The sequence below is a fragment of the Pseudomonas sp. WMBT8 genome (assembly GCF_050916005.1).
In the GTDB taxonomy this organism is placed as follows: Bacteria; Pseudomonadota; Gammaproteobacteria; order Pseudomonadales; family Pseudomonadaceae; genus Aquipseudomonas.
On record NZ_CP188096.1, the window covers coordinates 1066736 to 1081743 of the forward strand.

Here is a 15008-nt window from a genome sequence, read left to right on the forward strand (position 1 = left end):
AGGGCCTGTTCAATTCGGGCTTTATTCCGCCGCCGGGTTCAGCAACTCGGACAACGCATCCGGCTGGCTCTTGAACGCCTTGGCAAACACATCGCGATTCTTCGCCATGTAGATCCCGGCTTCCTCCACCTGCTGCTCGCTCAGGGACGGCACGGCTTTTTGCAACACTTCTGCCAGCAACTCAGCGAGTTCAAGCATCTTGTCATGACGGTCAGCTTCGGCTTTATCCATGAACAAACGCTCCAGATCTCGGCTGCTGCGGTATACCACTTCGACGGCCATTCACCACCTCACATGCCTTCACGATAGTTGTCTATTGCGACTACTGTATTTATATACAGCTAAAAGGATAAGCCAATCCAGGGGGTTTGGGTAGCAGCTTTTTAATGTAGTTGGGAAATGGGGTTTGTCAGATGTCAGTGCCGCAGTCGCAAACCCCAAAAGGCAAGAGTAAGTGTCTCATGTCATTCCACCATCATCTCATTCTGCAATCTCTGGCCTTCTTTCTGCATGCAGAGAAATCGTCATGCCAAACGGGCATTATCCCCCGCGAGTCGAAGCATGGCTTAGGCAGTGGCAAATAGTTGGCTATTTTTTAAACAGTGGTGGTGAGCAATGACAGAAATGAAGTGGGCCGACAAAGTGCGCAAAAGCCTGCACGCGAATGCAGATTCCCTGGGCAATCTGGCGGTGGAGGCGTTTCACTACCTCGCGCTTTTTGGTATCGGTGCAATCACCGCTTATGCGGCAATAATGACCTTTATCGACATGTTGCAAAAAGGCGGCATCAGCGTTGATGACATCCTGCTGCTGTTTATCTACCTGGAGCTGGGCGCCATGGTGGGGATCTATTTCAAGACCAACCACATGCCGATCCGCTTCCTGCTGTACGTGGCGATCACCGCATTGACCCGCCTGCTGATCGGCGACGTGTCCCACCACAACGCCCCGGACTTGGGCATCATTTACTTGTGTGGCGGGATTCTGTTGTTGGCGTTCGCCATCCTGGTGGTGCGTTTTGCCTCGTCGCGTTACCCATCAGTCAAGGAAAAGTCCGACTCCTGAGTCAGAGCCCGGCCGTGATTGGCGGCCGGGGGCTCGGCGGGCGCTGCAACAGCTTGTGACTGTCGCTGTCGGTCATCACTGCCAAAATCTCCATGGCGCTGTGCCCCTGTTCAATGGCAATGCCAAATTGCACGCTTTGCACCAGGCGTTTGAGCCGTTGTGGGTCGTTGCGCTGTTCGGCGCTGATCATGCGTTTGGCAACTACGCCGCTGTCGTCGGAGAGGGTCAGCATGATGCTGCCGTCCAGGCGCTGGATGCTCAGGTTGACCCGGTATTGGGGGGTGAACGTGTCGGTGATCAGCTGAAAAGGATTGTCCATGGTGCGTTACCGCCTGATAAGAACATGCACTGATTGACGACCGGTATGGCGATTGGTTCGTGTTGCCTGACCACCGGTCGCAAGCTCCGTTTTCCTTCATGGGGTGTACAGCAAGGGCCGTGCCGTACAGCTATCTTTCTGACAACGAGTTGTCCCTGTGGGAGCGGGCTTGCCTGTGATTGCGGTGGATCAGCCAACCATTGCGTGACTGATGCAGCGCTATCGCGGGCAAGCCCACTCCCACAGGTTGATCTTTGCAGTGGGCTGTTTCAGGGCACCAGCGAGAAAATGACCGCAGACAGCGCAATCAGCCCCACCAACACCACAAACACATTCGACACCTGGCCCGAATACTGGCGCAAAGATGGCACGCGCCGGATTGCGTACATCGGCATCAGGAACAGCAAACACGCAATGATCGGCCCGCCGAGGGTTTCGATCATGCCCAGGATGCTTGGGTTGAACGTGGCCACGGCCCAGCAGCTGAGGATCATGAACACCGCGGTGCAGCGTTCCAGCCAGCGCGCCGACAGGGTGCGGTTGCGGCCACGCAGGGATTTGACGATCAGGCCCTGGAAGCCTTCGCTGGCGCCGATGTAGTGGCCGAGGAAGGATTTGGTGATGGCCACCAGCGCGATCAATGGCGCGGCGTAGGCAATAACCGGGGTTTGGAAGTGGTTGGCCAGGTAGGACAGGATCGAAATGTTCTGCGCCTTGGCGGCGGCGAGGTCGGCGGGCGACAGTGCCAGCACGCAACTGAAGCAGAAGAACATCACCGTCAGCACCATCATGCCGTGGGCCATGGCCAGGATGCCGCTGCTCTTGCGTTCGGCTTGGGCGCCGTACACGCGTTTCTGGTCCACGGCGAAGGCCGAGATGATCGGCGAGTGGTTAAACGAAAACACCATCACCGGGATCGCCAGCCACAGTGTCTTGAAGAACACCGGCAGGGGCATGCCCTCGCTGGCCGAGGCGAAGAACGCGCCGTTCCAGTTGGGGATCAGGCTCAGCGCCAGCAGCAGCAAGGCGGCGACGAACGGGTAGACCAGCACGCTCATGGCCTTGACGATCACGCCCTGGCCGCACCGCACAATGGCCATCAGACCGAGGATCAGCACCAGGGACAGGATCGCCCGTGGCGGTGGGGTCATTTGCAGTTGGTGTTCCATGAAGCTGCCGAGGGTGTTGGTCAGCGCGACGCTGTACACCAGCAGGATCGGGAAGATGGCGAAGAAGTACAGCAGGGTGATCAGCTTGCCGGCACCGACGCCGAAATGTTCTTCCACTACGTCAGTGATGTCGCCGGATTTGCCTGACAGCACAAAGCGCGTCAGCCCACGGTGGGCGAAGAAAGTCATGGGGAAGGCCAGCAGCGCCAGCACGATCAGCGGCCAGAAGCCGCCGACCCCGGCGTTGATCGGCAGGAACAGGGTGCCAGCACCGATGGCGGTGCCGTAGAGGCCCAGCATCCAGGTGGTGTCGTGTTTGCTCCAGCCGCTCGTTACGGTTTGTGTGGTAGAAGCGGGATTTTCGGCAGCAGGTGTACGTACATCGGTCATCGTTATTGCCTCGTTATTATTTTTGCGCGGGCTCACGTATGGGGCGGGTAGGCGTGCTCCTCAGCACTCCACCCAGCTGACCGCCAGGCCGCCCCGTGAAGTTTCTTTGTATTTGTCATGCATATCGGCGCCGGTATCGCGCATGGTGCGGATCACCCGGTCGAGGGAAATGAAGTGCTTGCCATCGCCGCGCAGGGCCATTTGCGTGGCGTTGATGGCTTTGACGGCGGCAATGGCGTTGCGCTCGATACAGGGCACCTGGACCAGGCCGCCCACGGGGTCGCAGGTCAGGCCAAGGTTGTGCTCCAGGCCGATTTCGGCGGCGTTTTCCAGTTGCTCGGGGGTGGCGCCAAGGATATCCGCCAGGCCAGCGGCGGCCATGGCACAGGCCGAGCCGACTTCACCCTGGCAGCCGACTTCGGCACCGGAGATCGAGGCGTTTTTCTTACACAGGATGCCGACGGCGGCTGCGGCCAGGAAGAAGTTGACTACATCGTCGTCGGACGCGTCGGCATTGAACTTCATGTAGTAGTGCAGCACTGCAGGGATGATCCCGGCCGCGCCGTTGGTCGGTGCGGTGACCATGCGCCCACCGGCGGCGTTTTCTTCGTTGACCGCAAGGGCGAACAGGTTGACCCATTCCATGGCCGACAAGGTCGAGGTGATCACATTCGGTTTGCCGATTTCCAGCAGGCTGCGGTGCAGCTTGGCGGCGCGGCGCGGCACATCCAAACCGCCGGGCAAGATGCCTTCATCGCGCAGGCCTTGCTCGACGCACTCGCGCATCACCGACCAGATATGCAGCAGGCCGCTACGGATTTCTTCGTCGCTGCGCCACGCGCGTTCGTTGGCCATCATCAATTCAGAAACACGCAGGCCATGCTTGTTGCACAGGGCCAGCAGTTCGACGGCGCTGGAAAAGTCGTAGGGCAGTTCTACATCGCTGGTGGGAGCAATACCCGACTCGGCTTCCGCAGCCTCGATAATGAAACCACCGCCCACCGAGTAGTAGGTCTGTTCGCTCAGCAGGCCGCTTTCGCCGTAGGCATGCAGGGACATGGCGTTGGGGTGGTAGGGCAGGCTTTCCTCCAGCAGCAGGAGATCGTGCTGCCAGTTGAAGGAGATTTCTTGGGTGCCGGCAAGCAACAAGCGGCCAGATTCGCGCAACTGCTGGATGCGCGGCCCGATGGAGGTAGGGGCCACTCGATCGGGCCATTCTCCCATCAACCCCATTACGCAGGCACGGTCGGTGGCATGGCCTACGCCGGTAGCCGACAGTGAACCGTACAGGCGCACTTCCACGCGCTGGGTTTGCTCCAGCAACTGTTGGTCGGTGAGGGCCTGGGCGAAGGTTGCCGCTGCCCGCATGGGGCCGACGGTATGGGAGCTCGACGGGCCAATGCCCACCTTGAATAGATCAAAAACGCTGATAGCCATGCTAAAGCCTTACAAGCAATGGAGTAGGAATCGCTGCCATGTTTTGTAGGACAAGCGGAAGTGGCGCGATACTGAGCCTCTAGATCGGCACTGACCAACGAATTATCCTAAGACACCCTTTAGCAGGACTAAACTCTATGGCTCGCCCTCTTCATGCCCAGACCTATGTCTGGTTGCACGTATTTGCCTGCGCCGCACGGCATTTGTCCTTCACGCGTTGCGCCGAAGAACTGCACATCACGCCGGGGGCGGTCAGCCAGCAGATTCGCCAATTGGAAGAACGCCTGGGCTTTCGCCTGTTTCATCGCCGGGCGCGTGGCGTGGAGCTGAGTGCCGAGGGGCAGCGGTTGGCGATTACGGTGAGTGAGGCCTACGGCAGCATCGATGCCGAGTTGCAGCGCCTGGATGCGGGGATGATCAGCGGCACCTTGCGCCTGCGCTCGATTCCGTCATTTCTCGGTAAATGGCTGACACCGCGCCTGCCGCGTTTACAGCAGCGTTTCCCGGATATCCAACTGCGCCTGGTGGCCGAAGACAGCAGCATTGCCCTGCACGAAGGCGACTTCGACCTGGCCATCGACCTTAACGACGGCAGCTATCCGGGTTTGTTATCCACAGCCTTGCTCGATGAGCAGATATTCCCGGTGTGCGCGCCGAGCCTGCTGCGCGGACGGCCGCCGTTGCACGGCCCGGCCGACCTGGCCCACTTCCCGCTGTTGCACGACATCACAGCCTGGCGTGGGAGTTATGAGTACGCCGAGTGGGAGTTTTACCTGAATGCTATCGGCTATCACGACGCCGACGTGCGGCGCGGGCATACCTTCAACCGCAACCACCTGACCATCGAGGCCGCCATTGCCGGCATGGGCGTGGCGATTGCCCGGCGCACCCTGCTCAATGACGAATTGGAGCGCGGCACCCTGATCGTGCCGTTCGGGCTCGCGGTGCCGAATCACAAGCGCTACGTGCTGTTGTATGCGCCAGGCGCGCTGAACCATCCCGGCGTGCGTGCGGTGCATGACTGGCTGGTGGAAGAGGCGGGGATTTTTCGCGGATTGCACCCCTTGGGAGAGGGGCAATTGTGAGGATTTGCCCGGGTGGGCGGGTGTACCCAACTCCCGACCATAACAGCGCTTTGGGCGATTGTCAGACTTAATTTGTAATGTAGGATTTATCTTTGAATAGGGGTTGAATTGTTCCCTCAGGTGCTCAATTGTGTAATCAAGAGGTCATGGTTTCACCGCATCGGTGTTGCAGTTGTGACCTCTGGCGAGCTAGCTGAAATAAGGGAAACACTATGCAAATCCTAGTCAACAGCGATAACCATATTGAAAGCAGCATCCGACTGGAGGAGTGGGTACGTACTACCATTGAGAGCACGCTCGAACTTTATGAAGAAGACTTGACCCGCATCGAAGTCTTTTTGAAGGATGAGAACGGCGACAAGCCGGGCCCACACGATTTAAGTTGCCGCCTGGAAGCGCGGCCAAAGGGTCATCAACCGATTTCGGTCATCCATAAAGCCGACACCCTGGAACAAGCCATCGACGGGGCGGCCACCAAGCTGGATAACGCGCTGGAGCATCTGTTCGGCAGATTGCAAGGCAAGCCGCGTGCAGAGAAACGCACGCCCAACAACCAAGTCGATGAAGCCGGGCTTGAAGAGGAATTCCTGGAAAACGAACAGGCTGCGCTTAACAGCTGATTGCTGAATGTTTTTCAACCCCATACAAAACGGGCCTGCAGATGCAGGCCCGTTTTTTTGTGGCGAATATATATCAAATGTGGGAGCTGGCTTGCCTGCGATGGCGATCTGCCATTTACTGAAGTTGCAACTGACCCACCGCCATTGCAGGCAAGCCAGCTCCCACATAAGCCAAGAGTGTATTCAGGCTATTCGTCAGAACGCGACCGAGGTCTGCACATACACCGTGCGCGGCTCACCCACGTATTTGCCCTTGTTGTTATCGTCAAACGAACGGGTGAAGTACTGGGTGTTGAAGATGTTCTTTACCCCCACCGCCACATTCAAATCCGACAACTGCGGGCCGAAGTCGTACGCCGCGCGGCTGCTGAACAGCATGTAGCCGGGGATGTGCCCATTGCTGCCATCCACGCTTTCGGCCTGGGTGTTGGCGTTGTCGGCGAACTGGCTGCTCTGGTAGGTGCTGTCCAGGTTCAACTTCCATTGGCCCTCGGTGTAGCCCACGCCCAGGGTGCCTTTGTGCTTGGACGAGAAGGGCACGCGGTTGCCTTTGTTCGGGCCGTCTTCGCGGATGGTTGCATCGACATAGGCGTAGCTTGCGTACACATCAAAGCCGGCCAGCGCGGGGCTCAAGCCGTCGAGGGCGTAGTTGAGGCTGGATTCGATGCCCTGGTGCCGGGTTTCACCCCGGGCGATCACCGAGTCGTTGGTCTGGTTGCTTTCATACTGGTTGTCGAAGTTGATCAGGAACGCACCGATTTCCGCGCGCAGCGCGCCATTGTCGTAGCGGGTGCCGACTTCCCAGGTGCGGGCCTTTTCCGGCTTGACCGCGCCGCTGCTCACACGGTTGGGCATCTGGCTGTACTGCACGCTGCCGAAGGAGCCTTCGGTGTTGGCGTACAGGTTCCAGTCGTCGGTCAGGTGATACAGCACGTTCAACGCCGGCAGGGCGGTGTTGTAGTCACCCTTGTATTTGACGTCGGTCAGGTTGTTGGTTTGCTGGGACTTGATCATCTCGTAGCGGATGCCAGGGGTTACGGTCCACTTGCCGATATCGATGCGGTCGTCGATAAAGAATGCGTTGGCTTCGGTGCCGCCGCGGGTGTCGCGGTCGTTGCGGCTGTCGGTATTGGGCAGTTGCTGGTTGGCGCTGATCGGCGTGCGGTAGCGCAATTCGTGCCCGGCCTCGTTGATGTAGCGGTAACCCACGCCAACCTCGTGGCTGGTCGGGCCGAGGTCGAAGCCTTGGGCCAGGCGGGTTTCCAGGCCGCGTACCCAATACTCGCGCGGTGACAGCGAAAGGAAGCTGCCCTGGTCCAGATAGCCGCTGCGCAGGGTCTTGGTAAAGAAGCTGTTGACGGTGAATTCCCGGCGATCTTCCTGGTAGCGATAGCCCACGTTAAACATCGTACGGCGGCCCCAGAATTTGTCGTAGGGGCGGGTGGACTGATACGGGTCGGCCTTGTAGGCCGCAGTGCTCAAGCCACCGGGCATATCGGCCTGACCTTCGTAGTACTGGGCCATGGCATTGAAGCTGTTGGCTTCGTCCAGTTGGTAATTGCCCTTGAGGATCAGGTCGTCGATTTGTGTGTCGCTGTGTTCGCGCCAGTCGCCGCCGCGGGTGCCGGAATACAGCAGCGCGCCGCCCAGGCCATTGTCGGCGGTGCCGCCGGCCAGCAGGTTGCCGGTGGTCTTGAAGCCATCGTGGCTGGAAGACGGGCTGGTCTCGGTCTGCAGGCCGCCCTTGACCGTCGGTGCATCAGGAATTGCCCGGGTCACGAAGTTGACCACGCCGCCGACGTTCTGCGGCCCGTAACGCACTGCGCCACCGCCGCGTACCACGTCCACTGCATCCATGTTGCCCATGCTGACCGGCGCGAACGACAACTGCGGCTGGCCATACGGCGCGAAAGGCACCGGAATGCCGTCCATCAATACCGTCGAGCGCGACGCCAGGCGTGGGTTGAGCCCGCGAATACCGAAGTTCAGCGCCATGTCGTGGCTGCCGGTGCCGTTGTTTTCCGGCGCGTTGACCCCGGGAATACGATTGAGCACGTCACGGGCCTGGGTTGCGCCCTGGCGCTCGAATTCTTCGCGGCGGATCACATCACGGGCGCCGGGGTGTTCGAAGACGTTGGTTTGCGCCGCGTCGCCGAGCCAGTCGCCCACCACATTGGAGGTGCCCAGCTCCAGGGTGGCCGGCGCGTTCAGTGGTTGCAGGCTGTAGGCATTGTTACCTTCGGCGCGGGCTTGCAGGCCGGTGCCCTTGAGCAATGCGTTCAAACCTTGCAAGGTGGTGTAGTTGCCCTGCAGGCCCTGGCTTTGCGCGCCGGCGGTCACTTCGGAACCAAACGAAATCAGCACGCCGGCCTCGCGGCCAAACTGATTCAGCGCCGCCTCCAGGGACGCCGGGGCGATGTGATAAGGCTTGGCCTCGGCCGCCATGGCGTAGGGCAGGGCGCTGAAACTGAGGCTGGCGCCCAGCAGCAAGTGGCGCAGCGTACGGGCAAGTGGCGTCAGGCGAGTCGGTTGCTGGGGCATGAAGAACGTTCCTCAGAGGTGGGAATCAGGGTGGCTTTCCCTCTCTGTCACGCGAGGTACGGAAAACGGCTCACGGGTGGCGAAAATAATTCAGGCGCGGGCTTCGACACTGACCCAATAGCGGGTAAAACGCCGAATTTTGACCGGCAGGCTGATTTGCAGCAGGTCGAGGATGCGTTCGCTGTCGTCCAGCGGGTAGCTGCCGGAAATCAGCAGGTTGGCCACTTGCGGATCACACTGCAATTGGCCCCGGCGATAACGGCTCAGCTCCTCGAGGAAATCTGCCAGGCGCATGTGCGACGCCACCAGCATGCCGTCGGCCCAGGCCCCGGTGTTGGCATCAGTGAGGCGCGGCGTATCCCAGCCTTTGCGGGTGAGGTTGGCCTGGTGGGATTTTTCCAGGGTCAGCGGTAAGCCGCTGTAGGACCTGGGTGCAATCTCGACCTGGCCATCCAGCACGGCGACCTGGGTGTGATCGTTGAACTGGCGCACATTCACCTGCGCTGCCCGGGCGGTGACGATGCCCTGGCCGGTGATGATCTGCAACGGGGTGCTGGCGCGCAGCAGTATCTCGCCTTCGAGCAGGCGGATCAGGCGCTGTGGGCCATCGAATTGCACATCCACCGCACTGGCGGTGTTGAGTTGCAGGTGGCTGCCGTCGGCCAGTTGGACCTTGCGCCGCTGGCCGAAGGGGCTGCGGTAGTCGGCGGTCAATGGCGCGATCAAGTGCTGCTGGCGCAAGCCCCAGGTCGCTGCCGAACCGGCGCCGAGAATCAGCAACAGCTTCAGCGCCTGGCGCCGACTGTTCGATTGCGGGGCGTTCAGCGCCGCGTGGGCCAGGGGCGAGGGCATTCCGCGCAAGCGCTGGTTGACCCGCTGTATATGCTCCCACGCCCGTTGATGCTCGCTGTGGGCATCCAGCCAGCGCTGCCAGTTTGCCTGCTGGCGCGGGTTGAGCGGGCCTTGCTGCATTTGCATCAGCCACTGCACCGCCTGTTCGGCGACCTGGGTCGAGAAGTTCGCGGCGCGGTTCATAGGGCGAAATAGCAGCGCATGGCGGCTTTATTCAAATGTCGTTTGACGGTGGCGATGGAGATCCCAAGTTCGGCAGCGATTTGCCCGTAGGTCAGGCCGTCGAGCTGGGCCAGCAGGAAGGCGCGCTTGACCGGCACGGGCAAACCGTCGAGCAACTGGTCGAGTTCCATCAGGGTTTGCAGGATGATCGCCCGCTCTTCTTCCGATGGTGCCGCAAGTTCCGGCATTTGCGCCAAGGCGTCGAGGTAGGCGCGCTCCAGGTCCTGGCGGCGGTAATGGTTGAACAACACGCGCTTGGCGATGGTGGTGAGGAAGGCGCGGGGCTCGATCAGCGTCGGGGTTTCGCGGGCGGTCAACACCCGGATAAACGTGTCCTGGGCCAGGTCGGCGGCGCTGTGCGGGCAGCCGAGCTTGCGTCGCAACCAGCCGGTCAGCCAGTGGTGATGGTCGTGATACAGGACTTCGACGGTATTGGACGGCCGCAACGCGAACACTCCGGCAGCATCAGCATGCTTTAGATAACGAGAATTGTTCGCATTGTAGGTTGGGCGGGTGGCATTCGGCAATCAGCATAAGACCGATAGCCGCTTTTATCGCCACAGAACCCTGTGGGCTGGCTTGTGTGGGAGCTGGCTTGCCTGCGATAGCATCATTTTGTTCTGCCAGACACACCGAGGTGGCTGCATCGCAGGCAAGCCAGCTCCCACACAAGTCCCACCTCTGTTTTTGGTGCCCGCTTCATCCGTTCTCTTTTGCTTATGAGAATATTTATCATTAGACTCTCGCCCCTGACGAACCAGGCGCCACTGGCATGAAAAGCAAAGCATCACTTCCTCTTTCCTACCGGCTCGGTGTGACGTCGCGGCTGCTGGCGGCTGTTGTCGGCGGCTATGTGCTGGCGTCCCTGGCCAGCGTGTGCCTGACCTTCTGGCTGCCAATCTCCCGCGCCGATGCGGTGGTCAGCGGCATGCTCAGTTCCTTTGTGTTCTACCTGCTGGCGGTGATCTGGTGCTTTGCCTGCCGCAGTGCGGCCCGCGCCTGGTTTGGCGTGCTGGTGCCCTGCGCGATACTGGCCACCCTGGCTGGCCTGGCCTATTGGATGGCACGCCCATGAAAGAGGGTTTCCGTCAGGCCATGGCCTGGTTGCACACCTGGGCCGGGTTGATTTTCGGCTGGTTGCTGTTCGCGATTTTCCTCACCGGCACCCTGTCTTACTTCAAGGGTGAAATCACCCACTGGATGCAGCCCGAAGTGCCAGCCCATGCGGTGGACGATGCGCGCAGCGTGGCCGTGGCGCAAAGCTACCTGGAGCAGCACGCACCCACGGCGGCCCGTTGGTTTATCGGCTTGCCCAACAGCCGCGACCCTGGTTTATCGGTGATGTGGCAAGACAAGATCGACCCTGGCCGGCGCGGCAATTTCATCGAGAAAATGCTCGACCCGGTCTCCGGCGAACAACTCCAGGCCCGGGAAACCATGGGCGGCGAGTTCTTCTACCGGTTCCACTTCCAGTTGCAGATGCCTCATCCGTGGGGCCGCTGGTTGTCGACCATCGCGGCGATGGTGATGTTCGTCGCGCTGATCACGGGGATCATCACCCACAAGAAAATCTTCAAGGACTTCTTCACCTTCCGACCGCGCAAGGGCCAGCGCTCCTGGCTCGATGGGCACAACGCGGTGGGCGTGCTGGTGTTGCCGTTCCACCTGATGATCACCTACAGCAGCTTGGTGATTTTCATGACCATGGTCATGCCTGCCAGCATCCTCGCGTCTTATGACGGCGACACCCGTGGGTTTTTCAATGAGTTGTTCCCGGCCACCGACAACGCCCCGGCCCTCGGCCAGCCGGGCAAGCTGCTGCCTTTGGCGCCGCTGGTGGAGCAGGCCCGGGCGCAGTGGGGCGGTGGTCATGTGGGGCGGCTGGCGGTGAACAACCCTGGCGATGTGAATGCCTCGGTCAACGTCTCCCGCGCCGGCTCTGACCGGGTGGTGCATGATTTCGGCAGCACCGTGTCCTTTAATGGCAGCACCGGCGAATTGCTGCGGGTCAGTGCCGAGCAGTCGCTGCCGATGGCAATCAGCGGCAGTTTCTACGGCCTGCACATGGGTCACTTCGCCGGCCCGGTGCTGCGGTGGTTGTACTTTATCTGCGGCCTGGCGGGCACGGCGATGATTGGCACCGGCCTGGTGATCTGGCTGGGTAAGCGTCAGCTCAAGCATGCCAAAACCGGGGTGATGCCGTTTGAGTTGCGCCTGGTGGAGGTGTTGAACCTTGCCAGCATGTCCGGGCTGGTCATCGCCATTGCTGTGTTTTTCTGGGCCAACCGCCTGCTGCCGGCGAGCTTCGCCGAACGTTCGGACTGGGAGGTGCAGAGCTTCTTTATCGCCTGGGGCCTGACCTTGCTGCACGCCATGCTGCGCCGTGGCCGCCGCGCCTGGGTCGAGCAACTGGGCCTGGGCGCCGTACTGTTTATGGCGGTGCCGCTGCTCAATGCGCTGACCACTTCCCAGCACCTGGGCGTGTCGCTGGCCAAGGGTGATTGGGCCATGGCCGGCTTTGACCTGACCTGCCTGGGCAGCGGCCTGTTCCTGGCCTGGGCCGCCTGGAAGATGCAGCACCGCAGCGCCGCCCAACCCCGTGCCGAGCGGGCCCGCCCACTGACCCTCAAAGGCGAGGTGCACTGATGTTGTTGGCCTTGTTGCTGTGCTACGCAGGCTTTGTTGCGCTGTGCCTGTCCCTGGACCGTCACCATGGCGAGTTGCTGCACAGCAAACCTTCGCCACGGCGGCGCCTGGGGTTGCGCGTGGGTGGCTGGCTGCTGTTGGGGCTGTCGATCTGGCCGGCGGTGCACCTGGCCGGCTGGAGCCGGGGCCTGGTGGACTGGTGTGCGGTGCTGATGCTCAGTGGGCTGTTGCTGGTGTTGCTGTTGCCGTATCGGCCAAGGCTGGCCTTGATCCTCGCGGGCGTTGGCCTGCTGGCCAGCCCCGTTGCGGCCTTCGCGACCCTCTGAGCACCGTTGATGATCACCACGCCGCCCGAGCCCCAGGATCACCCTCACGCTGAATCGTCGGGCGGGCGCGCACATTTCCTACAGGTGTTTTTGTCCCAGCGCTCACAGATGGAGGCGTTGGTCAGCCGCCGCGTAGGCTGCCGTGCGACGGCGGCGGACCTGGTGCAGGATTTGTTCCTGCGTTTCTGGCGCCGACCCCTGGTGCAGGTCGAAGAACTCAGCACCTACCTGCTGCGCTGCGCCGGCAATATCGCCATCGACCACTTGCGCAGCGAAAGCGCGCGGGTGCGCGGCAATGAAGGCTGGTTGCCGCAGCAGCAGGATCATCATGGCTCCGAGCCCCAGGCCGCGTTGGAAGCGGGCAACGATCTGCGCCATGTCGAAGCGGCGCTGCGCAGTTTGCCGGAGCGTACGCGGCAGATCTTTTTGCTCAACCGCATCCACGGGCGCAAATACGCAGAAATCGCCAAGGCCATGGGCCTGTCCCAAAGTGCCGTGGAAAAACATATGATGCGTGCCCTCGAAGCCTGCAAAGCCAGCCTTCGGCAAGCCCATCCGCCACGCTCGCCAGGGAAAGCACCGTGAACGTCACCCCGACGCCCGCCCAGGAACAGGCCGCCCTGGCCTGGCTCAGCCTGCTGCACGATGCGCCCAGCAGTGGCGACCAGGCCACCTTCAGCCACTGGTTGCGCGCCGACCCGGCCCACGTCGAGGCATATGCCCAGGCCCAGGTGCTGTGGGAATTGAGCGAAGTGCCGGCGCGCACCCTGGCCGCCGAAGACGCGTTGGCCCTGCAGCGTTACCTCAAGGCCATGGACGGCGCAAAACGCTCCCGTATGCGCCGCTGGTCGGCGGCACTGGCGATGGCGGCGTGCCTGGTGCTGATGGTGTCGATGGGCGCCGGTTGGCAGCCACAGCGCTGGGTCGATGACCTGGGCGCCGATTACGTCAGTGCGCCGGGTGAGGTCAAAACCGTGACCCTGGCCGATCAAAGCCAAGTCACCCTGGATGCCGACAGCGCGATTGCCGTGGATTTCAGCCACGGCGAGCGGCACATTCAACTGCGACGTGGCGCCGGTTTTTTCAGCGTGACCCACACCGGGCAAGCCTTTGTAGTGCACGCAGGCAGTGGCGAAGTGCGGGTGTTGGGCACGCAGTTCGAAGTGCGCCTGCAACCGGCGGGCGCCCAGGTGACGGTGTTGTCGGGGCGGGTCGGGGTTACACCCTCGGCCCAGGGTACTCAGCAGATTCTGACGGCCGGCCAGCAAGTGGCCTACGCCGAGGGTGTGGCTGATGAGCGGCACGCGGTGGACAGTGAATCGCGCCTGGGCTGGCGCGACGGCTGGCTCAACTACTACAAGACCCCGCTGGCCGATGTGCTCAAGGACCTTGGCCGTTACTACCCTGGCCGCATCCTGCTGCTTGATGACGAACTCGGCGCCCGCCGGGTCAGCGGCAGCTTCCCGAGCAAGGACCCGGAGGCGGTGCTCAACGCATTGCAAGCGGTGCTGGGTTTTGAGCAGCACAGTGTGTTGGGGCGGTTGATCGTCGTCCGCTGAAAACCAGCCACCCCCTGTGGGAGCGGGCTTGCCCGCGATGGCGTCTGGAAGAGCTGCGCAACCCTTCAGGAGCCATCGCAGCATGAGCATCGACATAACTCGCTCTGTGTACATATCCATTCCTGCGGTCACGGCCACTTAGGGTTCCGCCCTTACGGCGGGTCACTTTTGGGACCCAAAAGTAACCAAAAGGTCCTCGCCCCACCACTCGGTGCCTCGCCTAGGCTCGGCATGCCCGCAGTCAGGTATTGCTCCGTGGGCCCGCCGCGATCGGCCATCCATGGCCGTGTCGCGGCTACCCCGGCATCCATGCCGGGGTGCCCACTGCGCAATACCTGCCTGCGGCCAGCGTGGTTTAACGGGGCGCCTGAGATCAAAAGCCAGATCAAAAGCACAGCAACAGCAACAGCAGAGCCAGAGCGCGAAGCTGCGTTCCTGTGGGAGCTGGTTTAGGGGATGGTCCGAACAAAGGTTGATAACTATTCTTATTTGCATTTATGATATGTTATTACATCTCTACCAAGGAGCCACCCCATGAAAGTCCTGTCCTCACTCAAAGAAGCCAAGAACCGCCATCGCGACTGTCAGATCGTCAAGCGCCGGGGGCGGATCTATGTGATCTGCAAATCCAACCCACGCTTCAAGGCCCGGCAGGGCGGGGCGAAAAACAAGAACAAAGGCTGAAGGTGAAATTATTTTCAATTTCACCTGAGGTAAAACCCCGCGCCATTCGTGTAGTGCTTGAAACTGCGATCAATTCGCATTAACAGCGTTCTC

At 61.1% G+C, this 15008-nt stretch carries 16 protein-coding genes; 9 read left to right on the top strand and 7 right to left on the bottom strand.

The features are described from left to right. Positions 1 to 21: 21 nt before the first annotated feature. Positions 22 to 282, bottom strand: coding sequence for a YebG family protein (locus ACO77H_RS04595; RefSeq protein ID WP_003188807.1), 261 nt, complete (start codon positions 280 to 282; stop codon positions 22 to 24). Positions 283 to 615: 333 nt separating this feature from the next. On the opposite strand from ACO77H_RS04595, the gene ACO77H_RS04600 reads away from it, so the two are divergent. After that, entirely contained in the window at positions 616 to 1065 is a 450-nt protein-coding gene (locus tag ACO77H_RS04600; protein ID WP_169954913.1) for a phosphate-starvation-inducible protein PsiE, read from the top strand. Between the two features lies 1 nt (position 1066). On the opposite strand, the gene ACO77H_RS04605 is transcribed toward ACO77H_RS04600, so the two are convergent. From ACO77H_RS04605 to ACO77H_RS04615, 3 genes are all read right to left on the bottom strand, one after another. After that, complete coding sequence (locus ACO77H_RS04605) at positions 1067 to 1384, bottom strand: DUF3509 domain-containing protein (protein WP_432755063.1); 318 nt, start codon at positions 1382 to 1384, stop codon at positions 1067 to 1069. A gap of 269 nt (positions 1385 to 1653) precedes the next feature. Further along, the gene (locus ACO77H_RS04610) at positions 1654 to 2943 is read right to left on the bottom strand and encodes a serine/threonine transporter (RefSeq protein ID WP_432755064.1); all 1290 of its coding nucleotides are present in this window, start codon (positions 2941 to 2943) and stop codon (positions 1654 to 1656) included. A 60-nt stretch (positions 2944 to 3003) separates the two neighbouring features. Beyond that, the gene (locus ACO77H_RS04615; RefSeq protein WP_432755065.1) at positions 3004 to 4380 is read right to left on the bottom strand and encodes an L-serine ammonia-lyase; all 1377 of its coding nucleotides are present in this window, start codon (positions 4378 to 4380) and stop codon (positions 3004 to 3006) included. Positions 4381 to 4517: 137 nt separating this feature from the next. Between ACO77H_RS04615 and ACO77H_RS04620 the strand changes: the two genes are divergently transcribed. Next, the gene (locus tag ACO77H_RS04620) at positions 4518 to 5465 is read left to right on the top strand and encodes a LysR substrate-binding domain-containing protein (RefSeq protein WP_032857665.1); all 948 of its coding nucleotides are present in this window, start codon (positions 4518 to 4520) and stop codon (positions 5463 to 5465) included. Positions 5466 to 5677: 212 nt separating this feature from the next. Further along, complete coding sequence (locus tag ACO77H_RS04625) at positions 5678 to 6085, top strand: HPF/RaiA family ribosome-associated protein (protein ID WP_432755066.1); 408 nt, start codon at positions 5678 to 5680, stop codon at positions 6083 to 6085. A gap of 195 nt (positions 6086 to 6280) precedes the next feature. Here ACO77H_RS04625 and fecA read toward each other — a convergent pair whose 3' ends face one another. From fecA to ACO77H_RS04640, 3 genes are all read right to left on the bottom strand, one after another. Beyond that, entirely contained in the window at positions 6281 to 8626 is a 2346-nt protein-coding gene (gene fecA / locus ACO77H_RS04630; protein WP_432755067.1) for a TonB-dependent Fe(3+) dicitrate receptor FecA, read from the bottom strand. A gap of 90 nt (positions 8627 to 8716) precedes the next feature. Continuing rightward, positions 8717 to 9661, bottom strand: coding sequence for a FecR domain-containing protein (locus ACO77H_RS04635; RefSeq protein ID WP_432755068.1), 945 nt, complete (start codon positions 9659 to 9661; stop codon positions 8717 to 8719). Further along, positions 9658 to 10146 (bottom strand): sigma-70 family RNA polymerase sigma factor, encoded by a 489-nt coding sequence (locus tag ACO77H_RS04640; RefSeq protein ID WP_169954919.1) that lies wholly within the window; start codon positions 10144 to 10146, stop codon positions 9658 to 9660. The genes ACO77H_RS04635 and ACO77H_RS04640 overlap by 4 nt, the downstream gene beginning before the upstream one ends. Before the next feature lie 326 nt (positions 10147 to 10472). Here ACO77H_RS04640 and ACO77H_RS04645 point away from each other — a divergent pair, with 326 nt between their 5' ends. The 6 genes from ACO77H_RS04645 (at position 10473) to ykgO (ending at position 14915) form a co-directional block, all read left to right on the top strand. Then, a complete protein-coding gene (locus tag ACO77H_RS04645; protein ID WP_169954920.1) occupies positions 10473 to 10775 on the top strand; it encodes a DUF3649 domain-containing protein in 303 nt (100 codons plus the stop codon). After that, the gene (locus ACO77H_RS04650; protein WP_432755069.1) at positions 10772 to 12346 is read left to right on the top strand and encodes a PepSY-associated TM helix domain-containing protein; all 1575 of its coding nucleotides are present in this window, start codon (positions 10772 to 10774) and stop codon (positions 12344 to 12346) included. Before ACO77H_RS04645 ends, ACO77H_RS04650 begins: the two co-directional genes overlap by 4 nt. Next, positions 12346 to 12672, top strand: coding sequence for a DUF3325 domain-containing protein (locus tag ACO77H_RS04655; RefSeq protein WP_170043004.1), 327 nt, complete (start codon positions 12346 to 12348; stop codon positions 12670 to 12672). The genes ACO77H_RS04650 and ACO77H_RS04655 overlap by 1 nt, the downstream gene beginning before the upstream one ends. 6 nt (positions 12673 to 12678) lie before the next feature. Further along, positions 12679 to 13257 carry an RNA polymerase sigma factor gene (locus ACO77H_RS04660; protein WP_432755070.1) on the top strand — a complete coding sequence of 193 codons (579 nt, stop codon included), beginning with the start codon at positions 12679 to 12681 and terminating at the stop codon, positions 13255 to 13257. Beyond that, entirely contained in the window at positions 13254 to 14231 is a 978-nt protein-coding gene (locus tag ACO77H_RS04665) for a FecR domain-containing protein (RefSeq protein WP_170058265.1), read from the top strand. The genes ACO77H_RS04660 and ACO77H_RS04665 overlap by 4 nt, the downstream gene beginning before the upstream one ends. A 534-nt stretch (positions 14232 to 14765) precedes the next feature. Next, positions 14766 to 14915 (top strand): type B 50S ribosomal protein L36, encoded by a 150-nt coding sequence (gene ykgO / locus ACO77H_RS04670; protein ID WP_020297337.1) that lies wholly within the window; start codon positions 14766 to 14768, stop codon positions 14913 to 14915. Positions 14916 to 15008: the final 93 nt, after the last annotated feature.

Bases quoted from the DNA above. Each gene is read 5' to 3' on its own strand.
- ACO77H_RS04610 (WP_432755064.1), bottom strand. From the start codon at position 2,943: ATGACCGATGTACGTACACCTGCTGCCGAAAATCCCGCTTCTACCACA.
- ACO77H_RS04625 (WP_432755066.1), top strand. From the start codon at position 5,678: ATGCAAATCCTAGTCAACAGCGATAACCATATTGAAAGCAGCATCCGA.
- ACO77H_RS04645 (WP_169954920.1), top strand. From the start codon at position 10,473: ATGAAAAGCAAAGCATCACTTCCTCTTTCCTACCGGCTCGGTGTGACG.
- ACO77H_RS04650 (WP_432755069.1), top strand. From the start codon at position 10,772: ATGAAAGAGGGTTTCCGTCAGGCCATGGCCTGGTTGCACACCTGGGCC.
- ACO77H_RS04615 (WP_432755065.1), bottom strand. From the start codon at position 4,380: ATGGCTATCAGCGTTTTTGATCTATTCAAGGTGGGCATTGGCCCGTCG.
- ACO77H_RS04635 (WP_432755068.1), bottom strand. From the start codon at position 9,661: ATGAACCGCGCCGCGAACTTCTCGACCCAGGTCGCCGAACAGGCGGTG.
- fecA (WP_432755067.1), bottom strand. From the start codon at position 8,626: ATGCCCCAGCAACCGACTCGCCTGACGCCACTTGCCCGTACGCTGCGC.
- ACO77H_RS04620 (WP_032857665.1), top strand. From the start codon at position 4,518: ATGGCTCGCCCTCTTCATGCCCAGACCTATGTCTGGTTGCACGTATTT.
- ACO77H_RS04595 (WP_003188807.1), bottom strand. From the start codon at position 282: ATGGCCGTCGAAGTGGTATACCGCAGCAGCCGAGATCTGGAGCGTTTG.
- ACO77H_RS04605 (WP_432755063.1), bottom strand. From the start codon at position 1,384: ATGGACAATCCTTTTCAGCTGATCACCGACACGTTCACCCCCCAATAC.
- ykgO (WP_020297337.1), top strand. From the start codon at position 14,766: ATGAAAGTCCTGTCCTCACTCAAAGAAGCCAAGAACCGCCATCGCGAC.
- ACO77H_RS04655 (WP_170043004.1), top strand. From the start codon at position 12,346: ATGTTGTTGGCCTTGTTGCTGTGCTACGCAGGCTTTGTTGCGCTGTGC.
- ACO77H_RS04600 (WP_169954913.1), top strand. From the start codon at position 616: ATGACAGAAATGAAGTGGGCCGACAAAGTGCGCAAAAGCCTGCACGCG.